At 39.5% G+C, this 20884-nt stretch carries 35 protein-coding genes; all 35 read left to right on the top strand.

Going from position 1 to position 20884, the window contains the following annotated elements:
- Window positions 1-5: 5 nt before the first annotated feature.
- Entirely contained in the window at window positions 6-629 is a 624-nt protein-coding gene (gene rplD, locus H9636_RS11380) for a 50S ribosomal protein L4 (RefSeq protein ID WP_122971274.1), read from the top strand.
- Complete coding sequence (rplW, locus tag H9636_RS11385; RefSeq protein ID WP_122971275.1) at window positions 629-913, top strand: 50S ribosomal protein L23; 285 nt, start codon at window positions 629-631, stop codon at window positions 911-913. Before rplD ends, rplW begins: the two co-directional genes overlap by 1 nt.
- Before the next feature lie 45 nt (window positions 914-958).
- On the top strand, window positions 959-1789 hold the full coding sequence (rplB, locus tag H9636_RS11390; RefSeq protein ID WP_191707725.1) for a 50S ribosomal protein L2: 831 nt from the start codon (window positions 959-961) through the stop codon (window positions 1787-1789).
- A 60-nt stretch (window positions 1790-1849) separates the two neighbouring features.
- Window positions 1850-2128 (top strand): 30S ribosomal protein S19, encoded by a 279-nt coding sequence (gene rpsS, locus H9636_RS11395; protein WP_036183148.1) that lies wholly within the window; start codon window positions 1850-1852, stop codon window positions 2126-2128.
- A gap of 22 nt (window positions 2129-2150) precedes the next feature.
- The gene (gene rplV / locus H9636_RS11400; protein ID WP_122971277.1) at window positions 2151-2495 is read left to right on the top strand and encodes a 50S ribosomal protein L22; all 345 of its coding nucleotides are present in this window, start codon (window positions 2151-2153) and stop codon (window positions 2493-2495) included.
- Between the two features lie 3 nt (window positions 2496-2498).
- On the top strand, window positions 2499-3155 hold the full coding sequence (gene rpsC / locus H9636_RS11405) for a 30S ribosomal protein S3 (protein ID WP_122971278.1): 657 nt from the start codon (window positions 2499-2501) through the stop codon (window positions 3153-3155).
- A gap of 2 nt (window positions 3156-3157) precedes the next feature.
- Window positions 3158-3592: a 50S ribosomal protein L16 gene (rplP, locus tag H9636_RS11410; RefSeq protein ID WP_122971279.1), complete on the top strand. Its 435-nt coding sequence runs from the start codon at window positions 3158-3160 to the stop codon at window positions 3590-3592.
- Window positions 3582-3782, top strand: coding sequence for a 50S ribosomal protein L29 (gene rpmC / locus H9636_RS11415; RefSeq protein WP_004233646.1), 201 nt, complete (start codon window positions 3582-3584; stop codon window positions 3780-3782). Before rplP ends, rpmC begins: the two co-directional genes overlap by 11 nt.
- 17 nt (window positions 3783-3799) lie before the next feature.
- A complete protein-coding gene (rpsQ, locus tag H9636_RS11420) occupies window positions 3800-4063 on the top strand; it encodes a 30S ribosomal protein S17 (protein WP_122971280.1) in 264 nt (87 codons plus the stop codon).
- 42 nt (window positions 4064-4105) lie between these two features.
- Window positions 4106-4474 carry a 50S ribosomal protein L14 gene (gene rplN, locus H9636_RS11425; protein ID WP_097149259.1) on the top strand — a complete coding sequence of 123 codons (369 nt, stop codon included), beginning with the start codon at window positions 4106-4108 and terminating at the stop codon, window positions 4472-4474.
- Between the two features lie 36 nt (window positions 4475-4510).
- Complete coding sequence (rplX, locus tag H9636_RS11430; RefSeq protein WP_122971281.1) at window positions 4511-4819, top strand: 50S ribosomal protein L24; 309 nt, start codon at window positions 4511-4513, stop codon at window positions 4817-4819.
- A 28-nt stretch (window positions 4820-4847) separates the two neighbouring features.
- A complete protein-coding gene (gene rplE, locus H9636_RS11435; RefSeq protein WP_122971282.1) occupies window positions 4848-5387 on the top strand; it encodes a 50S ribosomal protein L5 in 540 nt (179 codons plus the stop codon).
- A gap of 21 nt (window positions 5388-5408) precedes the next feature.
- Window positions 5409-5594 (top strand): type Z 30S ribosomal protein S14, encoded by a 186-nt coding sequence (locus H9636_RS11440; protein ID WP_118876548.1) that lies wholly within the window; start codon window positions 5409-5411, stop codon window positions 5592-5594.
- Between the two features lie 29 nt (window positions 5595-5623).
- Window positions 5624-6022 carry a 30S ribosomal protein S8 gene (gene rpsH / locus H9636_RS11445; RefSeq protein WP_122971283.1) on the top strand — a complete coding sequence of 133 codons (399 nt, stop codon included), beginning with the start codon at window positions 5624-5626 and terminating at the stop codon, window positions 6020-6022.
- 31 nt (window positions 6023-6053) lie between these two features.
- A complete protein-coding gene (gene rplF / locus H9636_RS11450; RefSeq protein WP_191707726.1) occupies window positions 6054-6593 on the top strand; it encodes a 50S ribosomal protein L6 in 540 nt (179 codons plus the stop codon).
- Between the two features lie 32 nt (window positions 6594-6625).
- Window positions 6626-6985, top strand: coding sequence for a 50S ribosomal protein L18 (rplR, locus tag H9636_RS11455; protein ID WP_122971285.1), 360 nt, complete (start codon window positions 6626-6628; stop codon window positions 6983-6985).
- 21 nt (window positions 6986-7006) lie between these two features.
- Window positions 7007-7507, top strand: a complete 501-nt coding sequence (gene rpsE / locus H9636_RS11460) for a 30S ribosomal protein S5 (RefSeq protein WP_122971286.1) — start codon at window positions 7007-7009, stop codon at window positions 7505-7507.
- Window positions 7508-7520: 13 nt separating this feature from the next.
- Window positions 7521-7703: a 50S ribosomal protein L30 gene (gene rpmD / locus H9636_RS11465; RefSeq protein ID WP_191707727.1), complete on the top strand. Its 183-nt coding sequence runs from the start codon at window positions 7521-7523 to the stop codon at window positions 7701-7703.
- 33 nt (window positions 7704-7736) lie between these two features.
- A complete protein-coding gene (rplO, locus tag H9636_RS11470; protein WP_191707728.1) occupies window positions 7737-8177 on the top strand; it encodes a 50S ribosomal protein L15 in 441 nt (146 codons plus the stop codon).
- On the top strand, window positions 8177-9469 hold the full coding sequence (gene secY / locus H9636_RS11475; RefSeq protein WP_191707729.1) for a preprotein translocase subunit SecY: 1293 nt from the start codon (window positions 8177-8179) through the stop codon (window positions 9467-9469). The genes rplO and secY overlap by 1 nt, the downstream gene beginning before the upstream one ends.
- Window positions 9470-9534: 65 nt before the next feature.
- Window positions 9535-10191 carry an adenylate kinase gene (locus H9636_RS11480; RefSeq protein ID WP_122971290.1) on the top strand — a complete coding sequence of 219 codons (657 nt, stop codon included), beginning with the start codon at window positions 9535-9537 and terminating at the stop codon, window positions 10189-10191.
- 421 nt (window positions 10192-10612) lie between these two features.
- Window positions 10613-10831 carry a translation initiation factor IF-1 gene (gene infA, locus H9636_RS11485; protein WP_016839390.1) on the top strand — a complete coding sequence of 73 codons (219 nt, stop codon included), beginning with the start codon at window positions 10613-10615 and terminating at the stop codon, window positions 10829-10831.
- 37 nt (window positions 10832-10868) lie between these two features.
- Window positions 10869-10982, top strand: coding sequence for a 50S ribosomal protein L36 (rpmJ, locus tag H9636_RS11490; RefSeq protein ID WP_000868344.1), 114 nt, complete (start codon window positions 10869-10871; stop codon window positions 10980-10982).
- Window positions 10983-11004: 22 nt separating this feature from the next.
- Window positions 11005-11370, top strand: coding sequence for a 30S ribosomal protein S13 (rpsM, locus tag H9636_RS11495; RefSeq protein ID WP_122971291.1), 366 nt, complete (start codon window positions 11005-11007; stop codon window positions 11368-11370).
- Window positions 11371-11395: 25 nt separating this feature from the next.
- Window positions 11396-11785: a 30S ribosomal protein S11 gene (gene rpsK, locus H9636_RS11500; protein WP_036172483.1), complete on the top strand. Its 390-nt coding sequence runs from the start codon at window positions 11396-11398 to the stop codon at window positions 11783-11785.
- A 141-nt stretch (window positions 11786-11926) separates the two neighbouring features.
- A complete protein-coding gene (locus H9636_RS11505) occupies window positions 11927-12871 on the top strand; it encodes a DNA-directed RNA polymerase subunit alpha (RefSeq protein WP_122971292.1) in 945 nt (314 codons plus the stop codon).
- A 48-nt stretch (window positions 12872-12919) separates the two neighbouring features.
- Window positions 12920-13300, top strand: coding sequence for a 50S ribosomal protein L17 (rplQ, locus tag H9636_RS11510; RefSeq protein ID WP_122971293.1), 381 nt, complete (start codon window positions 12920-12922; stop codon window positions 13298-13300).
- Between the two features lie 503 nt (window positions 13301-13803).
- Window positions 13804-14649, top strand: a complete 846-nt coding sequence (locus H9636_RS11515) for an energy-coupling factor ABC transporter ATP-binding protein (RefSeq protein ID WP_191707730.1) — start codon at window positions 13804-13806, stop codon at window positions 14647-14649.
- A complete protein-coding gene (locus H9636_RS11520) occupies window positions 14625-15497 on the top strand; it encodes an energy-coupling factor ABC transporter ATP-binding protein (RefSeq protein ID WP_191707731.1) in 873 nt (290 codons plus the stop codon). The genes H9636_RS11515 and H9636_RS11520 overlap by 25 nt, the downstream gene beginning before the upstream one ends.
- The gene (locus tag H9636_RS11525; protein WP_191707732.1) at window positions 15494-16291 is read left to right on the top strand and encodes an energy-coupling factor transporter transmembrane component T family protein; all 798 of its coding nucleotides are present in this window, start codon (window positions 15494-15496) and stop codon (window positions 16289-16291) included. The genes H9636_RS11520 and H9636_RS11525 overlap by 4 nt, the downstream gene beginning before the upstream one ends.
- A gap of 16 nt (window positions 16292-16307) precedes the next feature.
- The gene (gene truA / locus H9636_RS11530; protein ID WP_191707733.1) at window positions 16308-17048 is read left to right on the top strand and encodes a tRNA pseudouridine(38-40) synthase TruA; all 741 of its coding nucleotides are present in this window, start codon (window positions 16308-16310) and stop codon (window positions 17046-17048) included.
- A 191-nt stretch (window positions 17049-17239) separates the two neighbouring features.
- Entirely contained in the window at window positions 17240-17677 is a 438-nt protein-coding gene (gene rplM, locus H9636_RS11535; RefSeq protein WP_191707734.1) for a 50S ribosomal protein L13, read from the top strand.
- A 22-nt stretch (window positions 17678-17699) separates the two neighbouring features.
- Window positions 17700-18092, top strand: a complete 393-nt coding sequence (gene rpsI / locus H9636_RS11540; RefSeq protein ID WP_106781794.1) for a 30S ribosomal protein S9 — start codon at window positions 17700-17702, stop codon at window positions 18090-18092.
- 290 nt (window positions 18093-18382) lie between these two features.
- Window positions 18383-19579, top strand: coding sequence for a hypothetical protein (locus H9636_RS11545; protein WP_191707735.1), 1197 nt, complete (start codon window positions 18383-18385; stop codon window positions 19577-19579).
- A gap of 75 nt (window positions 19580-19654) precedes the next feature.
- The gene (locus H9636_RS11550; RefSeq protein ID WP_191707736.1) at window positions 19655-20884 is read left to right on the top strand and encodes a Zn-dependent hydrolase; all 1230 of its coding nucleotides are present in this window, start codon (window positions 19655-19657) and stop codon (window positions 20882-20884) included.

Below are 20884 nucleotides of genomic sequence, written 5' to 3' on the forward strand. Positions count from 1 at the left end.
CAGGAATGACAAAGGTATCTGTACTTAGTCAAACAGGCGCTTCTGTTGGTGAAATTGAGTTAAACGATGCAGTTTTTGCAATTGAGCCTAACGAAGCAGTATTATTCGACGCAGTAATCGCTCAACGCGCTTCTCTACGTCAAGGTAATCATAAAGTAAAAAACCGCTCTGAAGTCGCTGGTGGTGGTCGTAAACCATGGCGTCAAAAGGGAACTGGTCGTGCTCGTCAAGGTTCTATCCGTTCTCCACAATGGCGTGGCGGTGGTACTGTATTCGGTCCTACACCACGTAGCTACAGCTATAAATTACCGAAGAAAGTTCGTCGCTTAGCTCTTAAATCTGCTTTATCAGCTAAAGTTGGAGAACAAAACTTCGTAGTTCTTGATGCATTACAATTAGATGCACCAAAAACTAAAGATTTCAAAGCAATTTTAGGTAACCTAAACATTGATACAAAAGCATTGTTCGTTACAGCTGAGTTAGATGAAAACGTAGCATTATCTGCTCGTAACATCCCTGGTGTAACTGTTTTAACAGCTGCTGGAATCAACGTTCTTGATCTTGTAGGTCATGACAAAGTTGTTTTCACGAAAGCTGCAGTAGAAAAAGTTGAGGAGGTGCTTGGATAATGGAAGCACGTGATATTCTAAAACGTCCGGTCATTACTGAGCGTTCTTCTGAGCTTATGGCTGAGAAAAAATACACTTTTGAAGTTGATGTTCGCGCAAACAAAACTCAAGTTAAAGATGCAGTAGAAGCAATCTTTGATGTAAAAGTTGAAAAAGTAAACATCATGAACTACAAAGGTAAATTTAAACGTGTTGGTAAATTCGGCGGATACACAAACAAACGTCGTAAAGCAATCGTTAAATTAGCTGCTGATAGCAAAGAAATCGAAATTTTTGATATCTAATTCCGATAAGGAAAGAATCGAAGAATAAAGAAGGAGGGAAAACAAATGGCGATTAAAAAGTATAAACCAACCTCAAATGGTCGTCGTAACATGACGTCATCTGACTTTGCTGAAATTACAACTAATAAGCCTGAAAAGTCTTTATTAGAACCAATTAAACGCAAAGCTGGTCGTAACAACCAAGGTAAAATTACTGTTCGTCATCATGGTGGTGGTCATAAGAAGCAATACCGCGTAATCGACTTCAAACGTCTTAAAGACGGAATTCCAGGACGCGTTGCTACTATTGAATATGATCCAAACCGCTCTGCGAATATCGCATTAATCAATTACGCTGACGGTGAAAAACGTTACATCTTAGCTCCAAAAGGATTAGAAGTTGGTCAAACAATCGAATCTGGTCCAGATGCAGACATTAAAGTAGGTAACTCTTTACCATTAGCAAACATCCCAATGGGTACTACAATTCATAACATCGAGTTAAAACCTGGTAAAGGTGGACAATTGGTACGTTCTGCTGGTACTTCTGCTCAAGTACTTGGTCGTGAAGGTAAATACGTAATCGTTCGTCTACAATCTGGTGAAGTTCGTTTAGTACTTGCAACTTGCCGTGCTACTATCGGTCAAGTAGGTAACGAACAACATGAACTTATCCACATTGGTAAAGCAGGTCGTTCTCGTTGGTTAGGTAAACGCCCAACTGTTCGTGGTTCTGTAATGAACCCTAACGATCACCCACACGGTGGTGGTGAAGGACGTTCTCCAATCGGACGTAAATCTCCAATGACACCATGGGGTAAACCAGCTCTTGGTTACAAAACTCGTAAGAAGAAAAACAAAACTAATAAGTTAATCATTCGTTCTCGTAAAAAATAATGTGATTGTACTACGGTTCGCTAGTCGTACCGTGGTGGAGTCACGGAGGGAGGTTCCTAAATGGGTCGCAGCTTGAAGAAAGGACCTTTTGTGGATGATCACTTAATGAAAAAAGTTGAAGCACAAGAAGGTTCTGAGAAAAAACAAGTTATTAAAACTTGGTCTCGCCGTTCTACTATCTTCCCGAACTTCATCGGATTAACAATCGCTGTATATGATGGACGCAAACATGTTCCTGTATACGTGACAGAAGATATGGTAGGTCACAAATTAGGCGAATTCGCACCGACACGTACTTACAAAGGTCACGGTGCAGATGACAAGAAAACAAGACGCTAATTTTGAGAGGAGGTAAATCCTAATGACACAAGCTAAAGCTATCGCTCGCACAGTGCGCATCGCTCCTCGTAAAGTACGTCTAGTAGTAGACTTAATCCGAGGCAAGCAAGTTGGTGAAGCAGTTGCAATTTTACGTCATACTCCAAAAGCGGCGTCTCCAGTCGTTGAGAAAGTATTAAAATCTGCAGTTGCTAATGCTGAGCACAACTATGAATTAGATGTAAACAACTTAGTTGTTTCTGAAGTTTTTGTTGACGAAGGTCCAACATTAAAACGTTTCCGTCCACGTGCACAAGGACGTGCAAGCGCAATTAACAAACGCACAAGCCACATTACAATCGTGGTATCTGAGAAGAAGGAGGGTTAATCCGTGGGTCAAAAAGTACATCCAATAGGACTACGAGTTGGTATTATTCGTGACTGGGAGTCAAAATGGTACGCTGAGAAAGACTATGCGACTTTATTACACGAAGATATTAAAATTCGTAAATATATCGAATCTGCTTTAAAAGACGCTTCAGTTTCTAAAGTAGAAATCGAACGCGCTGCAAACCGCGTAAACATTACAATTCACACTGCGAAACCAGGTATGGTAATCGGTAAAGGCGGTACGGAAGTTGAAAACTTACGTAAATACCTTAACGATTTAACTGGTAAACGTGTACACATTAATATCGTAGAAATCAAAAAAGCTGATCTTGATGCTCGTTTAGTAGCTGAAAACATCGCTCGTCAACTTGAGAACCGCGTATCATTCCGCCGTGCTCAAAAACAAGCAATCCAACGCACAATCCGCGCTGGTGCAAAAGGGATTAAAACACAAGTATCTGGTCGTTTAGGTGGCGCTGATATCGCGCGTGCTGAACATTATAGCGAAGGAACTGTTCCACTTCATACTCTTCGTGCTGACATCGACTATGCTCACGCAGAAGCTGACACTACTTATGGTAAATTAGGTGTTAAAGTATGGATTTACCGTGGTGAAGTCCTTCCTACGAAGAAGAACTCTGTGGAAGGAGGCAAATAATAATGTTATTACCAAAACGCGTTAAATACCGTCGTGAACACCGTGGTAACATGCGTGGTGAAGCGAAAGGCGGTAAAGAAGTAGCATTTGGTGAATGGGGCTTACAAGCAACAACTGCAAGCTGGATCACAAACCGTCAAATCGAATCTGCACGTATCGCTATGACACGTTACATGAAACGTGGCGGTAAAGTTTGGATTAAAATTTTCCCACATAAACCTTACACGAAAAAGCCTCTAGAGGTACGTATGGGTTCCGGTAAAGGTTCTCCAGAAGGTTGGGTAGCAGTAGTAAAACCAGGAAAAGTTATGTTTGAAGTTGCTGGTGTCTCTGAAGAGGTAGCACGTGAAGCACTTCGTTTAGCATCACACAAACTTCCTGTTAAATGTAAGATTGTTAAACGTCAAGAAACTGGTGGTGAATCTAATGAAAGCTAATGAAATCCGTGACCTTGCCACTTCTGAAATTGAATTAAAAGTGAAATCACTGAAAGAAGAGCTTTTCAACCTTCGCTTCCAATTGGCGACTGGTCAATTAGAAAACACAGCTCGTATTCGCGAAGTTCGTAAAGCGATTGCGCGCATGAAAACTGTGATTCGTGAAAGAGAAATCAGTGCAAATAACTGATAAGGAGGTTCCAAAGTATGTCTGAGCGTAATCAACGCAAAGTTTACACAGGCCGTGTTGTTTCAGATAAAATGGACAAAACAGTAACTGTTCTTGTTGAAACTTATAAGAAACATAAATTATATGGTAAGCGTGTAAAGTACTCTAAAAAGTTTAAAGCTCATGATGAGTTGAACGAAGCGAAAATCGGTGATATCGTACGTATCATGGAAACTCGCCCGCTATCTGCTACAAAACGTTTCCGTTTAGTGGAAGTTGTAGAAAAAGCGGTTATTATTTAATACATTTCGGAAACATTCCTATTCCGAAGGGAGGTAACCTAAGTGATCCAACAAGAAAGTCGTATGAAAGTTGCTGACAACTCAGGTGCACGTGAAGTTTTAACAATTAAAGTGCTTGGTGGTTCTGGCCGTAAAACTGCTAACATCGGCGATATCGTTGTATGTACAGTTAAGAAAGCAACACCAGGAGGCGTTGTCAAGAAAGGTGACGTTGTTAAGGCTGTTGTCGTTCGCACAAAATCTGGTGTACGCCGTAAAGATGGTACTTATATTAAATTTGACGAAAATGCTTGCGTAATCATCAAAGACGATAAGTCACCACGCGGAACTCGTATTTTCGGACCTGTTGCACGTGAATTACGTGATAGCAACTTCATGAAAATCGTTTCATTAGCTCCAGAAGTTCTTTAATTTCATGATAGTACCAATCAAGGAGGTGCGACACTAATGCATGTTAAAAAGGGCGACAAAGTAAAAGTTATTACTGGTAAAGACAAAGGTAAAGAAGGCGTAGTTTTAGCCGCTTTCCCAAAACAAGACCGTGTTCTTGTTGAAGGTGTAAATATCGTAAAAAAACATATTAAACCTAACCAGTTAAACCCACAAGGTGGAATTGTAAGCCAAGAAGCAGCAATCCACGTATCGAACGTAATGCTAATCGATCCTAAATCTGGCGAGCCGACTCGTGTAGGTTACAAAATCGAAGATGGCAAAAAAGTTCGTGTTGCAAAAAAATCAGGTGCAGTAATCGACTAATAAGTAAATTGAGAAGGGAGGTACGAACATGAGCCGCCTAAAAGAAAAATATTTAAATGAAGTTTCTCCAGCTCTTATGAGCAAGTTTGAATATAAATCAGTAATGCAAGTTCCAAAAGTAGAAAAAATCGTTATCAACATGGGTGTTGGTGATGCAGTACAAAACTCTAAAGCACTAGATGCTGCTGTTGAAGAGTTATCAATCATCACTGGTCAAAAACCAGTTGTAACTCGTGCGAAAAAATCGATCGCAGGTTTCCGTCTACGTGAGGGAATGCCTATCGGTGCAAAAGTTACATTACGTGGTGAACGTATGTATGAATTCTTGGATAAATTAATTTCTATCGCACTTCCACGTGTACGCGACTTCCGCGGTGTTTCTAAAAAAGCATTCGATGGTCGTGGTAACTACACTTTAGGTGTTAAAGAACAATTAATTTTCCCTGAAATCGATTACGATAAAGTTTCAAAAGTACGCGGTATGGACATCGTGATCGTAACAACTGCGAATTCTGATGAAGAAGCTCGCGAGTTATTGACACAATTCGGTATGCCGTTCCAAAAGTAATAAAATAAGGAGGGCGAAAACGTGGCTAAAAAATCAATGGTCGTTAAACAACAACGTAAGCAAAAGTTTAAAGTTCAAGAATATACACGTTGTGAACGCTGTGGTCGTCCACATTCTGTATATCGTAAATTTAAACTTTGCCGTATTTGTTTCCGTGAACTTGCATATAAGGGACAAATTCCTGGCGTTAAAAAAGCTAGCTGGTAATCCCCTAAATTGGGAAGGAGGTAAAATTTATGACAATGACAGATCCGATTGCAGATATGCTAACACGCATTCGTAATGCTAACATGGTTCGTCACGAGAAGTTAGAAGTACCAGCTTCCAACTTAAAGAAAGAAATCGCTGAAATCTTAAAGCGTGAAGGTTTCGTTCGTGATGTTGAGTATGTTGAAGATAATAAGCAAGGTATTATCCGTATCTTCTTAAAATATGGAAAAGATAACGAACGCGTTATCACTGGTTTAAAACGTATTTCAAAACCTGGCTTACGCGTATATGCTAAAACTAACGAAGTACCAAAAGTACTTAACGGTTTAGGTATCGCTTTAGTATCAACTTCTCAAGGTGTATTAACTGATAAAGAAGCACGTGCTAAAAAAGTTGGCGGAGAAATCTTAGCTTACATTTGGTAATAAGTAATAAAAGAATGGAGGTGCAACCTAAATGTCTCGTGTAGGTAAAAAACCAATCGAGGTTCCAGCTAACGTTACTGTGACTGTTGCTGACGACAACACAGTTACTGTTAAAGGACCTAAAGGCGAATTAACTCGTCAATTCAACAAAGATATGAAAATTGAGCAAGAAGGAAACATCATTACTGTTGTTCGCCCTTCTGAATCAAAAGAACACCGTACTGTTCATGGTACGACTCGTGCGCTTCTAGCGAACATGGTAACTGGTGTTTCTGAAGGATTCTCTCGTTCACTAGAACTTATCGGTGTAGGTTACCGTGCGCAATTACAAGGTAAAAAACTTGTTCTTAACGTTGGTTACTCTCATCCAGTAGAGTTCACACCAGAGGAAGGTCTAGAAGTCGAAGTTCCTTCAAACACAAAAGTGATCGTTAAAGGTATTAATAAAGAACGTGTTGGTGCATTCGCATCTAACATCCGTGACGTACGTCCACCAGAACCTTATAAAGGTAAAGGTATCCGTTATGAAGGCGAATACGTTCGTCGTAAAGAAGGTAAAACAGGTAAATAATGCTTAATGAGCGTTAGAAAGGAGTGACCTCTGTGATTACGAAACAAGATAAAAATCAAGTTCGTAAAAAACGTCATGCGCGTGTTCGTTCTAAAATCTCGGGTACTGCTGAGCGTCCACGTTTAAATGTATTCCGTTCAAACAAACACATCTACGCGCAACTTATTGACGATGTAGCAGGCGTAACACTTGTTAGTGCATCTACTCAAGAAAATGGTTTTGAGGGTGCAGGTAGCAATGTAGAAGCTGCGACAAAAATTGGTGAAACAATCGCTAAACGCGCTGCGGAAAAGAATATTACTGCTGTTGTATTTGACCGCGGTGGTTACTTATATCATGGACGTGTAAAAGCTTTAGCTGAAGCTGCACGCGAAAACGGCTTAGAATTTTAATAAGAAGGAGGGACATACTTCATGAGTCGCATTGACGCAAACAAACTTGAACTTGAAGAACGCGTAGTTACGATTAACCGCGTTGCTAAAGTTGTTAAAGGTGGACGTCGCTTCCGCTTCACAGCATTAGTTGTTGTAGGTGATAAAAACGGCCATGTTGGATTCGGTACTGGTAAAGCTCAAGAGGTTCCAGATGCGATCCGCAAAGCTGTTGAAGACGCGAAGAAAAACTTAATCGAAGTACCACGTGTTGGTGGAACAACTCCACACGATGTAGTTGGTCACTTTGGAGCAGGTAAAATTTTAGTAAAACCTGCTGCTCCAGGTACTGGAGTTATCGCTGGTGGTCCTGTACGTGCCGTACTTGAACTTGCTGGTATTACTGATATTCTTTCAAAATCTCTTGGTTCAAACACACCAATCAACATGGTGCGTGCAACTATTGCAGGTTTAACTGAACTAAAACGCGCAGAGGACGTTGCAAAACTTCGCGGTAAATCAGTGGAAGAACTATTAGGATAAGGGGGGAATTATAATGGCTAATAAATTAGAAATCACCCTTACTAAATCTTTAATTGGTACTAAACCTCAACAACGTAAAGTAGTTGAAGCTTTAGGATTACGTAAAGTTAACCAAACTGTAGAACAAGCTGACAACGCAGCTATTCGCGGTATGTTAGATAAAGTAGCTCACTTAGTTACTGTAAAAGAAAATTAATTTTCAATCATTGAACAAGGAGGTGCCACCTATATGAAACTTCATGAGTTAAAACCAGCAGAAGGATCTCGTAAAGAGCGTAACCGTGTTGGTCGTGGTATCGGTTCTGGTAACGGTAAAACTGCAGGTAAAGGTCATAAAGGTCAAAACGCTCGTTCTGGCGGCGGCGTTCGTCCTGGATTTGAGGGGGGTCAAAACCCACTATTCCGTCGTTTACCAAAACGCGGCTTTACGAACATCAACCGTAAAGAATTCGCTATCGTTAACCTTGATGCATTAAACCGTTTCGAAGATGGTGCAGAAGTAACACCTGCATTATTACTAGAAACAGGTGTTGTGAGCAACGAAAAAGCTGGAATTAAGATTCTAGGTAATGGAACTCTTAACAAAAAGCTTACTGTTAAAGCTCACAAGTTCTCAGCTTCAGCTAAAGAAGCGATTGAGAACGCTGGCGGAACAACTGAGGTGATTTAATGTTTCAGACAATCTCAAACTTTATGCGCGTTCGAGATATACGAAATAAAATCATTTTCACACTATTAATGTTGCTCGTTTTCCGTATTGGAACATTTATTCCAGTACCTAACGTCGACGCTAATGTATTAAAGGTAGCCGATCAATTTAATTTAATTGGTTTCCTTAATACATTTGGCGGTGGTGCATTGTCTAACTTCTCGATCTTTGCATTGGGAATTATGCCTTACATTACTGCTTCCATCATTGTTCAGTTGTTACAAATGGATGTTGTTCCTAAATTTGCTGAATGGGCAAAACAAGGTGATGTTGGTCGACGTAAGTTGGCTCAATTCACTCGTTATTTAACGGTTGTTTTAGCTTTCATACAAGCAATCGCTATGTCATTTGGTTTTAACCAAATGTATGGTGGCTCGTTAATCACGGATACAAGCGTATTATCTTATATTACAATTGCACTCGTATTAACTGCAGGTACCTCTTTCCTATTGTGGTTAGGTGAACAAATTACGGCTTACGGAGTTGGGAATGGTATTTCAATCATTATCTTCGCAGGTATCGTTGCTGCGATTCCAACAACAGTAAACCAAATTTATGCACAACAAATCGAGGGTGCTGGAGATCAGCTATTTATTAAAATCGCTATCTTAGTATTACTTGTATTAGTTATGCTAGCAGTTGTAGTTGGAGTTATTTACATTCAACAAGCGTTGCGTAAAATTCCAATTCAATATGCAAAACGAGTTGCAGGTCGTACTGGTCATGGTGCTCAACAAACTCATTTACCGTTAAAAGTAAATGCTGCAGGGGTTATTCCAGTAATCTTTGCCATTGCCTTTGTTGTTACACCTCAAACTTTAGCTACGTTCTTCGGTCAAAATAGTGTTACTTCGTTTATTCAAAATACTTTTGATTATACGAAGCCTATAGGGATGATCATCTATATTGCATTGATTGTTGCTTTCACATATTTCTATGCATTTATTCAAGTAAATCCTGAAAACTTGGCTGACAACTTGAAAAAACAAGGTGCTTACATTCCAGGTATCCGTCCTGGTAATGATACACAAAATTACTTAACAAAAGTTTTATACCGTTTAACATTTGTCGGTGCTATATTCTTAGTAGTTATTTCTGTAATGCCAATACTATTTATTAACTTTATGAACCTACCTGCTTCGGCACAAATCGGTGGTACTAGTGTAATAATTGTTGTTGGTGTTGCTTTAGAAACAATGAAACAATTAGAATCTCAACTAGTTAAACGTCACTATAAAGGCTTTATGAAATAATATGCAGGTTTTAGGAAACTTAATTGTTTCCTAAGCCAGCTAGCTTTAAGGGGGAGTCATTACGTATGAATATCGTTTTAATGGGTTTGCCTGGTGCTGGTAAAGGTACACAAGCAGACAAAATTGTTGAGAAGTACGCAATCCCTCATATTTCTACAGGCGATATGTTCCGTGCAGCCATTAGTGCTGGTACAGAATTAGGTTTAGAAGCTAAATCGTATATGGATAAAGGTGCTCTTGTACCGGATGAAGTTACGATTGGTATCGTTCGTGAACGACTTGCACAAAAAGATTGTGAAAAAGGTTTCTTATTAGACGGGTTCCCACGTACAGTTCCACAAGCAGAGGCTTTAGATAGCATCTTAGAAGAACTTGGGAAGAAAATTGATCATACAATCAATATCCAAGTTGAAAAAGATGAACTAATTGCACGTCTTAGTGGTCGTCGTATTTGTAAAACTTGTGGTGCATCATATCATGTTATATTTAACCCACCAAAAGTGGAAGGTAAGTGTGATAAAGATGGCGGCGAATTATATACACGTGCGGACGATAATCCGGAAACGGTAGCCAACCGTCTGGAAGTAAATATGAATCAAGCTCAACCTTTACTTGATTTTTACCAAGCTAAAGGTGTTTTAACGAATATCGATGGACAGCAAGATATTGAAAAAGTTTTTGCTGATCTTGACGCTCTATTACTACAGGGCAGCCGCAGCTGATACCCGGCATTAGGCGAAAGTCAAACTGCTTTTCGCGGTAGATTGCGGGTGCAACAAAAAACTTTATGAGAGTTGCAAAAGCATAATGTGCCCGGTATACACTAGAAGCAAAAGGGATACAATCTATTTTGTGGAAATGTGTAATGGGTTTCGTGGAAGCATCTGTGTAACGGGTATGAATCTCTCATCCAAAGACATTCCGGCTATCGTGAATAACATAAGGAAGACTTTCCTAACCGGAAGTTGTCATTCCCTGGATTGTGTGAAGCGAAACCAGACGAGCGTCTTTCGAACATCTCTCATACAATCCAAGCATATGTTGATGGAGTTGCTTCTAAGTTGGAAGAAAACAGTTGCATAGATTCTCTTAATCATGTATGTTAGAGAATCGGAAAACGCATATAGAAGGGAGACAGGGTTGATGGCGAAAGACGATGTAATTGAAGTCGAAGGAACAGTTGTTGAGACTTTGCCAAACGCGATGTTTAAGGTAGAATTAGAAAATGGACACACGGTGCTTGCACACGTATCTGGAAAGATTCGTATGCACTTTATCCGAATTTTACCTGGAGACAAGGTTACTATCGAGTTATCTCCATATGATTTAACTCGCGGTCGTATCACATACCGTTTTAAATAATCTTTTGCACTCCGGAATATTAAGGAGGTTGGGTTAGATGAAAGTGAGACCATCTGTGAAACCGATCTGCGAAAAATGTAAAGTAATTCGCCGACGCGGTAAAGTAATGGTAATCTGTGAAAATCCTAAACATAAACAAAAACAAGGATAATAATAAGGAGGTGCTCTAGCGAATGGCACGTATTGCTGGTGTTGATATTCCTCGCGACAAACGCGTGGTAATTTCATTAACTTACATTTACGGAATTGGTAAAACTACATCTCAAAAAGTATTAGCTGCTGCTGGTGTTAACGAAGATACTCGTGTGCGCGATCTTACTGAAGATGAATTAAACAAAATCCGTGAACAATTAGATAAATACAAAGTTGAAGGTGACTTACGTCGTGAAGTTTCACTTAACATTAAACGCTTGATGGAAATCGGTTCTTTCCGTGGTATCCGTCACCGTCGTGGTTTACCTGTTCGTGGTCAAAATACGAAAAACAATGCGCGTACGCGTAAAGGTCCTCGTAAAACTGTAGCGAACAAGAAAAAATAATAAGTAAAGGGGGTTCCTTCTTAACATGGCTCGTAAACAACAAACTCGTAAACGTCGTGTGAAAAAAAATATCGAATCTGGTATTGCACACATCCGTTCTACATTTAACAATACAATCGTAACGATTACAGATATGCAAGGTAACGCAGTATCTTGGTCTAGTGCTGGTGCGCTTGGATTCAAAGGCTCACGTAAATCTACACCTTATGCTGCTCAAATGGCTGCTGAGGCTGCTGCAAAAGCATCCCTTGAACATGGTCTGAAGACGTTGGAAGTAACTGTTAAAGGTCCTGGTGCTGGTCGTGAAGCTGCTATTCGTGCACTTCAAGCTGCTGGTTTAGAAGTAACTGCAATTAAAGATGTTACTCCAGTTCCACATAACGGTTGCCGTCCGCCAAAACGTCGTCGTGTGTAATGGGTGCATCTCAAAGTACTTTTGAGTTCATCATTGCTTGTACAAAACAAAATCTTGTGCAAATCTTATAAAGTCAATCGATTTTGACTATTATGATGTTATGAACCTATACATTCGATGTTTTGAAGGAGGGTAAATTGAATGATCGAAATTGAAAAACCAAAGATTGAAACTGTTGAGATCAGCGAAGATTCCAAATATGGCAAGTTTGTTGTAGAACCGCTTGAACGCGGATATGGAAACACTTTGGGTAATTCTTTACGTCGTATCCTTCTGTCTTCTTTACCAGGAGCTGCTGTTACATCTATTCAAATTGATGGCGTATTACACGAATTCTCAACTGTAGAAGGCGTAGTAGAAGATGTTGCTTCAATTATCTTGAATATTAAAAAGCTTGCACTAAAAATCTACTCTGACGAAGAAAAAGTTATTGAGATTGACGTGAAAGGTGATGCAACGGTTACAGCTGCTGATATCACGCATGACAGTGACGTGGAGATTTTAAATCCTGACCTATATATTGCAACAATCGCTAAAAATGGTCATCTTCGTATGCGTATGTATGCTCGCCGTGGCCGTGGATATACTCCTGCTGATCAAAACAAACGTGAGGATCTTCCTATCGGCGTGATCCCGATCGACTCTATTTACACTCCAGTTTCACGCGTTAATTTTCAAGTGGAGAACACTCGTGTTGGACAGAATTCTGATTTCGACAAGTTATCACTTGATGTGTGGACAGATGGTAGCATCGGTCCAAAAGAGGCGATTTCGCTCGGAGCAAAAATTTTAACTGAGCACCTTAATATCTTTGTAGGCTTAACGAATGAAGCACAAACTGCTGAAATCATGGTCGAAAAAGAAGAGGATCAAAAAGAAAAAGTTTTAGAGATGACGATTGAAGAACTAGATCTTTCTGTTCGTTCTTATAACTGCTTAAAACGCGCTGGTATTAATACAGTACTGGAACTTGCGAATAAATCAGAAGACGATATGATGAAAGTGCGCAATCTTGGTCGTAAGTCACTAGAAGAAGTAAAAGCTAAATTAGAAGAGCTTGGTTTAGGATTACGTAAAGAAGACTAAGCGAAGACATCTATTTTATGCAGATCAGATATAAAGGAGGGAACATCCATGGGTTACAGAAAACTTGGTCGTACAAGTTCTCAACGTAAAGCTTTATTACGTGATTTAGCTACTGACTTAATCGTTAACGAACGTATTGAAACAACTGAAGCACGTGCGAAAGAATTACGTTCTGTAGTTGAAAAAATGATTACTTTAGGTAAGCGTGGAGATTTACATGCTCGTCGTCAAGCGGCTGCATTTATCCGTCGTGAAGTAGTAACAACTACTGATGAAGAAGGTAACGAATCAACTTCATTTGCACTTCAAAAGTTATTTAATGATGTTGCACCACGTTACGCTGATCGTCAAGGTGGTTATACTCGTATCCTTAAAGTAGGACCTCGCCGTGGTGACGGTGCACCTGTAGTTGTAATCGAATTAGTTTAATATTCTAATTCTATAACGAAAGGTAAGAGGGTGTCCGGTTCACCGGTTGAACCCGGACCCCTCTATTTTTATAATGTGTTTTTCACATTGATGTATACATGAATAGTGTTTATACATTTGATTTATACGACAATAAAATGGCTTGAGCGTTATAATGAGCGGACACTTTATGTGTGGCGTCTCGTCTAGCTCTCCGCACCTCATTCAAAAGAACACGGAAATGAGCAGCCGTGTTCTTATTATAAATGTAGAAGTAAAGCGCATTTCTCTTGAATGGGGTGCGCGCTTTTTTATTCTCTTAAAGATGGCAAAGGATACCAATTTGCTAGTTTTTTATTTATACATATACAAAAATAAAGTACGTTTTTTAATCAAAGTGGAATGTTATCGGGATTTGAAAACGTACCTTATTTTTATATATGTCACCTATTTCTAAGGGTAGCATTACAGCAAAAAACAGTGTAATTTAGTTAGTAGAGCGCCAAAGAGAGGAGCTAAGATTAGTGACCGAGATTTTATCGTTTCAAAACGTTAGTTTTTCATATACACCAGATCAACCTGATAAACGGAAAGCAGTTCAAAATGTTTCCTTCTCAGTCAATGAAGGAGAATGGATTGCAATCGTAGGGCATAACGGTTCTGGTAAATCAACAATGGTCAAGCTAGTAAGCGGATTACTTTTCCCTCAGGAAGGTGAAGTCCGTGTTATGAGAAATGTATTAACAGAAGAAAACTTATGGGAAACCCGTTCAAATATAGGGATGGTTTTTCAAAATCCTGATAATCAGTTTGTTGGAGCGACTGTTCAAGATGATGTAGCATTCGCGTTAGAAAATAGTGGTGTTCCATATGAAGAGATGGTTGAGCGTGTACACACATCCCTCTCTCAAGTGAAAATGGACAAGTTTTTAAATCACGAGCCCCACCATCTATCGGGAGGTCAAAAGCAACGGGTTGCCATTGCAGGTGCTATTGCCATGAAACCGAAGCTTCTTATTTTAGATGAAGCAACCTCCATGTTAGATCCTCAAGGTCGAGATGAAGTATTAAAAACCGTTCGTGAATTACGTAAAGAAATTGGTTTAACGGTTCTTTCCATCACCCATGATGTGGAAGAAGCCCTTTTTGCAGATCGTATTTTATTTATGAATGATGGAAAAAAATACGCGGAAGGGACACCGTCTGAAATATTTGCCCTTGGCGATAAGCTAATTGAGTTCGGTTTAGAACTGCCCTTTGCCATGAGGATGACAAAACTGTTCCAATTAAAGGGTGTACAATTAGCAGGACAACATATGACAGAAGAAGAGTTGGTGAATGATCTATGGACATCAAACTTCAACAAGTAAGCTATGCCTATTCAATGGGGACACCTTTTGAAAAGTATGCTTTATTTGATGTAGATTTAACAATCCCCCATGGTACGTATCAAGCGATTATTGGTCATACAGGTTCAGGTAAATCAACGATCCTACAACACTTTAATGGTCTTTTAAAACCATCTAAAGGTCAAGTACATATTGGGGACCGACTGATTGTTGCTGGGAAAAAAGCAAAAGAGTTAAAACCAATTCGCCAAAAAGTTGGTATCGTCTTTCAATTTCCTGAGCACCAACTGTTTGAAGAAACGGTATTAAAAGATATTATGTTTGGACCGATGAATTTCGGTGTATCTGCGGAAGTGGCACAGAAACGTGCTCGTGATTTAATTAAGCTTGTAGGCTTATCAGAGGAGACTTTAGATAAATCACCCTTTGATTTATCTGGCGGTCAAATGCGTCGTGTGGCGATTGCTGGGGTCCTTGCAATGGAACCAGAAGTCATCGTATTAGATGAACCGACAGCTGGTTTAGATCCACGAGGACAAAGGGAAATTATGGACATGTTCTATTCCCTTCATAAAGAGCGTCAATTAACAACGATTCTCGTAACCCATAGTATGGAGGATGCAGCTCGTTATGCTGATAACATCGCGATTATGCACGAAGGGAAATGTGTTTTAAGTGGTACACCGCGAGAAATCTTTGCAGATAGCAAAACGCTTGAACAGTATCGTCTAGAGCCGCCTCATATCGTTCGATTCCAGGCGAAAATTGAGCGGTTGATGAATCAACCATTATCTCGTATTTGTTTAACAGAGGAAGAACTGGCAGATGAAGTGGCACGTGCCTTACGAGAGGGGCGTGACAAACAATGATGGAGAAAATGATATTTGGCCGTTACATTCCTGGAGACTCGTTTGTTCATAAATTGGATCCTCGTTCAAAACTAGTTTTTGTTTTTGCGTTTATTATTGTTGTGTTTTTAGCTAATAACGTAATGACGTATGCTTTCTTAATCGTATTTACATTACTTGTTATATTCATGTCGCGAATTCGTCTATACTTTTTATTAAACGGATTAAAACCTATTATCTTTTTATTAGTGTTTACGTTTTTAATTCATATATTTTTTACGAGAGAAGGCGATATTCTTTTTGAACTCGGTTTCTTTAAAATATATGAAGAGGGATTAAGACAAGGCGTTTTCATTTCGATTCGCTTTTTAGTATTGGTCTTAATGACTTCCATTTTAACTTTAACGACTTCTCCGATTTCCATTACAGACGGGATTGAAGTGTTATTAAATCCTTTGAAAAAGTTAAAATTGCCTGTCCATGAATTAGCATTAATGATGTCCATTGCCCTACGTTTTATTCCGACGTTGATGGATGAGACAGATAAAATTATGAAAGCCCAAATGGCCCGTGGTTCCGACTTAAGTGCCGGTCCTATGAAAGAAAGAATAAAAGCGGTTGTGCCCCTTCTTGTTCCTTTATTCGTTAGTGCGTTTAAAAGGGCAGAAGATTTAGCGACAGCGATGGAAGTGCGCGGTTATCGTGGTGGAGAAGGACGTACCCGTTACCGACAACTAGAGTGGCATTGGCAAGATACAATTAGTTTAATTTTGTTAGTGGCAATGACCATATTATTAGTCTTGTATCGTAGCTAATAGCGAGGTGAAGTAATTGAGACGTTTAAAAGCAACAATTAGTTATGATGGGACACTTTTTGCCGGTTATCAAGTACAACCAGGAGAACGGACAGTACAGCTTGAGCTCGAGAACGTACTAACGAAAATGCATAAAGGGGAAAAGGTCAAAGTGACTGCAAGTGGTCGCACCGATGCCCGTGTCCATGCTACTGGACAAGTAATTCATTTTGATACAACACTAGCGATTCCGGTTGAGCGTTATAAAAAGGCATTAAATGTCCAGTTACCTCGTGATATTCGCGTTTTAGAAGTGGAAGAAATGGATAACGGCTTCCATGCAAGATATAGTGTTTCAGGTAAACGTTATCGTTATATTTGGAGCTGTGAAGAGGAACAAAGTCCTTTTCGTAGACATTATGCCGTTGAGGCAAATGGTTTGAAACCGGATGTAGCGAAAATGGAAGAAGCAGCTCAATATATTATCGGTACCCATGACTTCACATGTTTTTGCGCGGCGAATACAAGTGTCGTTGATAAAGTACGTACCGTTCATTCCTTAAGCTTTTCGTGGCATGGTGAGGAACTCCATATGGTGATAGAAGGCAATGGCTTTTTATATAATATGGTTCGAATTATTGCTGGAACAATTTGGGAAGTGGGCATTGGCAAACGTGAAGCGAAGGAAATGAAGGAAATCATAGCATCGATGGATCGTGGAAGGGCTGGTAAAACCGCGCCAGCACACGGTTTGTATTTAGAAAAAGTGTTTTATTAATTGAGGAAATCAATCGTTAAAAGGAAAAAACAACATTCCCAGGTGTGCAACTTTTTGACTTGACTTCCTTGCGAAAATATTATATTATGACATATGGTATTTTCATTACCAACCACAAATAAGCCCCGAAACTTATTAAGTGTATACTAATGAAAAATAACGGTAATCGAATCGATTAGGAGGATATATAAATGCGTACAACATTCTTGGCTAAAGGTCATGAAGTAGAGCGTAAATGGTTAGTAGTGGACGCAGAAGGCCAAACTCTTGGACGTTTAGCTTCTGAAGTAGCTTCAATCTTACGCGGTAAACATAAACCAACATTCACACCAAACGTTGACACTGGTGACTACGTTATCGTAATCAACGCAGACAAAATCGAATTAACTGGTAACAAATTAGAAGGTAAAATTTACTACCGTCACACTCAATTCGCAGGTGGTTTAAAACAACGTACTGCAGGCGAAATGAAAGAAAAATACCCAACACAAATGATCGAATTAGCAGTAAAAGGCATGCTTCCTAAAAACTCTTTAGGTCGTAAAATGTTCGGTAAACTAAATGTTTACGCTGGAGCAGAACACCCACATGCTGCACAAAAACCGGAAAGCTATCAGCTACGCGGATAATTAATTAGAGGAGGATATACCCTTGGCACAAGTTCAATATATCGGCACAGGTCGCCGTAAAAGCTCAGTAGCTCGCGTACGTTTAGTACCAGGCGAAGGTAAAATTGTTATTAACAATCGCAACATCGAAGACTACTTACCATTTGAAACTTTACACTTAATCATCAACCAACCATTAGAAGCAACTCAAACTAAAGGTAGCTATGATGTATTTGTAAACGTAAACGGTGGTGGATTCACTGGTCAAGCTGGTGCAATTCGTCACGGTATCGCTCGTGCGTTACTACAAGTTGACCCAGATTTCCGTCCAGCACTTAAATCTGCAGGTTTACTAACTCGTGACCCACGTATGAAAGAACGTAAAAAATACGGTCTTAAAGGTGCTCGTCGTGCGCCTCAGTTCTCAAAACGTTAATTATTATATCAACGTTTCCAACCCTTTCTCGGTTTTCCGAGAAGGGTTTTTTTGTGCTTTTAACACTTCTGATGCTCCTTTTAAAATCCGTGATGTAGTTTTCAAATAGATGTGTAGCTTTTTCCGTACATTTTCCCCATGTAATAAAACTTGATTCTCTTTATTGATAATATTTTTCTCTAGAAACGGCTTATATATTTTATAATATTTTAAATTATCTTTAAATTTAGTCTATTACATGTTAGTATATTAGAAAAATAAAGTTAGATTGAAAGAGAAGTGATTTGATTATGTCCCAAATGTTGGCTTTAGTTATTCTCGTGTTTATTTTATTTATCGGGGACTTTGTAGCAGTTCGTACAAAAGCTTGGGTTCCTTCCATCTTTGTTTGTGCCGTTTTATTTCTTGCGGGATATTGGACATTCTTCCCGAAAGATATTGTTTCCATCGCAGGTGCTCCACCAGTTGTAGCAACTATGATGATGTATTTATTGATTACAAACATGGGGACATTGTTATCGCTTCAAGAATTGAAAAAACAATGGAAGACGGTTGTGATTGCTCTTTCAGGAATTTTAGGGATTATTGTTGTGTTATTTGCAGTAGGAACTTTTCTTTTCGGATTCGAAACAATCGTTGTTGCAATTCCACCATTAGTCGGCGGAGTAGTTTCTTCGTTGATTATGTCTGAGGCTGCACAAGGGGCTGGATTGACGAGCTTGTCCGTTTTCGCAATTGTCATCTATGTGATGCAAGGTTTTGCTGGATACCCGCTTACCGCAATTGTACTCAAGAAAGAAGGGAAAAAACTTCTTACTGAATATCGAAATGGACGCCTAGCGGTCAATGAAGCGATTGAGGAAGCAGCAGTTACAAAAGAGCAAACGGAATCTAGATTTAAGGTGATTAAAAATATTCCGGAAAAGTACAATACAGAGTTCTTTAAATTATTCAGACTATCATTCGTTGCATTTCTTGCTTATTTAGTTTCAACACTTCTTGCACCGATTGTAGAGGTTAGCCCATTTGTTTTATGTCTATTGTTTGGTGTTATTGCAAGTAGCATCGGTCTCCTAGAAAAACAGGTGCTGCAAAAGGCAAATGGCTTTGGAATCGCCCTTTTAGTCTTGATCTTGTTTGTTTTAGATGGATTAAAAAATGCAACTCCAAGCATGATGCTCGAAATTATTTATCCACTAGTCGGAACGATTATTTTAGGGATTATCGGGATGTATATCTTCTCCTTTATTGCAGGAAAAATGCTGAAGGTCTCAAAAAATATGGCTTTTGCAGTATCACTAACTGCTCTTTACGGATTCCCGGCTGACTATATTATTACGAATGAAGTGATTAAGTCATTAACAGATGATAAAGATGAACAAGAAGTGCTGACAAGTCATATGCTACCTCCTATGCTTGTCGGTGGATTTATTACCGTGACCATTGTTTCGGTCATTTTAGCGGGTATCTTTGTCGGATTTTTATAAAAGTTTACTAGAAAAGGAGGCAATCACTTACAAAGTGGCTTGCCTCTTATCAATTTTTAGCAAGGAGAGAATGGAATGAAAATGATTCAGGAGCGAATTGAGGAACATATCTGTACGATTAGTGAATTCACTGCCACACCAGGCAACGGAACGACTCGATTGACATATAGCCAAGAAGATTTGAAAACTCGAAAATACATTAAAGAAAAAATGAAGGAATTAGGCTTAGAGGTTCGCGAAGACGGTCTTGGCAACATTTTTGGAAAGCTGGAAGGAACGTTAAAAGATGTGCCAAGTGTCCTTATCGGATCCCATTTTGATTCAGTACCAAACGGTGGTGCTTATGATGGGCCAGCTGGAGTAGTGACTGCTTTGGAAGTGGCTGCCCTTTTTGTTGAAAATCAATTGAAGCCGAAGTATCCACTTGAAGTTGTTGCTTTAATTGAAGAGGAAGGGGCAAGGTTTGCTGGAGGTTTGATGGGTTCAAGGGGAATGATTGGAACACTTAGTGAGGAAGAATTTTACGCATTAAAAGATAAAGAAGGAATTTCTACTGTAGATGCGATGAAGGCGATTGGGCTTGATCCCACCCTCCCTAAGATAAGAGATCCGAAAACGATGAAAGCTTTTTTAGAATTACATATTGAACAAGGGCCATTTTTAGAAGAGCGGAATATCCCAGTTGGTATTGTGGATGCAATCGTAGGTCTTACCCAATTAGAAGTGACGGTAGAAGGAAAAGCAGGACACGCAGGGACAACACCGATGGATCGTCGAGCCGATGCTTTAGTTGTAGCAGCTGGAATTATTGCCGAGTTACCTTCGCTAGCAGTTGAGGAAGGGGAAGGAACGGTCATTACGACAGGTCGATTGAATGTCTACCCGAATGGCGCCAATGTCATTCCAGATCGAGTAGTCTTTTCTATTGATATCCGTTCAGGTAAGGAAGAGCATGTCCAAAACGTTATCAAAAAGGTAAAGGATTTACTCAATTTAAATAGTAAAAATGGAATTGAAATATCGGTCGAACAAAGCTTGTATATGGAACCCAAAATGTTAAATGAAGATATAAGGGAAATGATCAAAGAAGCTTGTAAGGATTTGAATTTAGATTATCTTTCTATGAACAGTGGAGCAGGACATGATGCAATGGTGCTTTCTGATGTTACGGATGTAGGCTTGATATTTATACCGAGTAAGGATGGTCTTAGTCATTGTCCAGAAGAATGGTCGGATGCGCGGCATATTGCCAATGGTGTACAAATTTATTTCGAGGTAGCAAAACGATTAACGGAGGCGGAGTAA

Source organism: Ureibacillus galli (genome assembly GCF_014836845.1).
GTDB lineage: Bacteria > Bacillota > Bacilli > Bacillales_A > Planococcaceae > Ureibacillus > Ureibacillus galli.

Bases quoted from the DNA above. Each gene is read 5' to 3' on its own strand.
- rplD (WP_122971274.1), top strand. From the start codon at position 6: ATGACAAAGGTATCTGTACTTAGTCAAACAGGCGCTTCTGTTGGTGAA.
- rplW (WP_122971275.1), top strand. From the start codon at position 629: ATGGAAGCACGTGATATTCTAAAACGTCCGGTCATTACTGAGCGTTCT.
- rplB (WP_191707725.1), top strand. From the start codon at position 959: ATGGCGATTAAAAAGTATAAACCAACCTCAAATGGTCGTCGTAACATG.
- rpsS (WP_036183148.1), top strand. From the start codon at position 1,850: ATGGGTCGCAGCTTGAAGAAAGGACCTTTTGTGGATGATCACTTAATG.
- rplV (WP_122971277.1), top strand. From the start codon at position 2,151: ATGACACAAGCTAAAGCTATCGCTCGCACAGTGCGCATCGCTCCTCGT.
- rplP (WP_122971279.1), top strand. From the start codon at position 3,158: ATGTTATTACCAAAACGCGTTAAATACCGTCGTGAACACCGTGGTAAC.
- rpmC (WP_004233646.1), top strand. From the start codon at position 3,582: ATGAAAGCTAATGAAATCCGTGACCTTGCCACTTCTGAAATTGAATTA.
- rpsQ (WP_122971280.1), top strand. From the start codon at position 3,800: ATGTCTGAGCGTAATCAACGCAAAGTTTACACAGGCCGTGTTGTTTCA.
- rplX (WP_122971281.1), top strand. From the start codon at position 4,511: ATGCATGTTAAAAAGGGCGACAAAGTAAAAGTTATTACTGGTAAAGAC.
- rplE (WP_122971282.1), top strand. From the start codon at position 4,848: ATGAGCCGCCTAAAAGAAAAATATTTAAATGAAGTTTCTCCAGCTCTT.
- rpsH (WP_122971283.1), top strand. From the start codon at position 5,624: ATGACAATGACAGATCCGATTGCAGATATGCTAACACGCATTCGTAAT.
- rplF (WP_191707726.1), top strand. From the start codon at position 6,054: ATGTCTCGTGTAGGTAAAAAACCAATCGAGGTTCCAGCTAACGTTACT.
- rpsE (WP_122971286.1), top strand. From the start codon at position 7,007: ATGAGTCGCATTGACGCAAACAAACTTGAACTTGAAGAACGCGTAGTT.
- rpmD (WP_191707727.1), top strand. From the start codon at position 7,521: ATGGCTAATAAATTAGAAATCACCCTTACTAAATCTTTAATTGGTACT.
- rplO (WP_191707728.1), top strand. From the start codon at position 7,737: ATGAAACTTCATGAGTTAAAACCAGCAGAAGGATCTCGTAAAGAGCGT.
- secY (WP_191707729.1), top strand. From the start codon at position 8,177: ATGTTTCAGACAATCTCAAACTTTATGCGCGTTCGAGATATACGAAAT.
- H9636_RS11480 (WP_122971290.1), top strand. From the start codon at position 9,535: ATGAATATCGTTTTAATGGGTTTGCCTGGTGCTGGTAAAGGTACACAA.
- infA (WP_016839390.1), top strand. From the start codon at position 10,613: ATGGCGAAAGACGATGTAATTGAAGTCGAAGGAACAGTTGTTGAGACT.
- rpmJ (WP_000868344.1), top strand. From the start codon at position 10,869: ATGAAAGTGAGACCATCTGTGAAACCGATCTGCGAAAAATGTAAAGTA.
- rpsM (WP_122971291.1), top strand. From the start codon at position 11,005: ATGGCACGTATTGCTGGTGTTGATATTCCTCGCGACAAACGCGTGGTA.
- rpsK (WP_036172483.1), top strand. From the start codon at position 11,396: ATGGCTCGTAAACAACAAACTCGTAAACGTCGTGTGAAAAAAAATATC.
- H9636_RS11505 (WP_122971292.1), top strand. From the start codon at position 11,927: ATGATCGAAATTGAAAAACCAAAGATTGAAACTGTTGAGATCAGCGAA.
- rplQ (WP_122971293.1), top strand. From the start codon at position 12,920: ATGGGTTACAGAAAACTTGGTCGTACAAGTTCTCAACGTAAAGCTTTA.
- H9636_RS11520 (WP_191707731.1), top strand. From the start codon at position 14,625: ATGGACATCAAACTTCAACAAGTAAGCTATGCCTATTCAATGGGGACA.
- H9636_RS11525 (WP_191707732.1), top strand. From the start codon at position 15,494: ATGATGGAGAAAATGATATTTGGCCGTTACATTCCTGGAGACTCGTTT.
- rplM (WP_191707734.1), top strand. From the start codon at position 17,240: ATGCGTACAACATTCTTGGCTAAAGGTCATGAAGTAGAGCGTAAATGG.
- H9636_RS11545 (WP_191707735.1), top strand. From the start codon at position 18,383: ATGTCCCAAATGTTGGCTTTAGTTATTCTCGTGTTTATTTTATTTATC.
- H9636_RS11550 (WP_191707736.1), top strand. From the start codon at position 19,655: ATGAAAATGATTCAGGAGCGAATTGAGGAACATATCTGTACGATTAGT.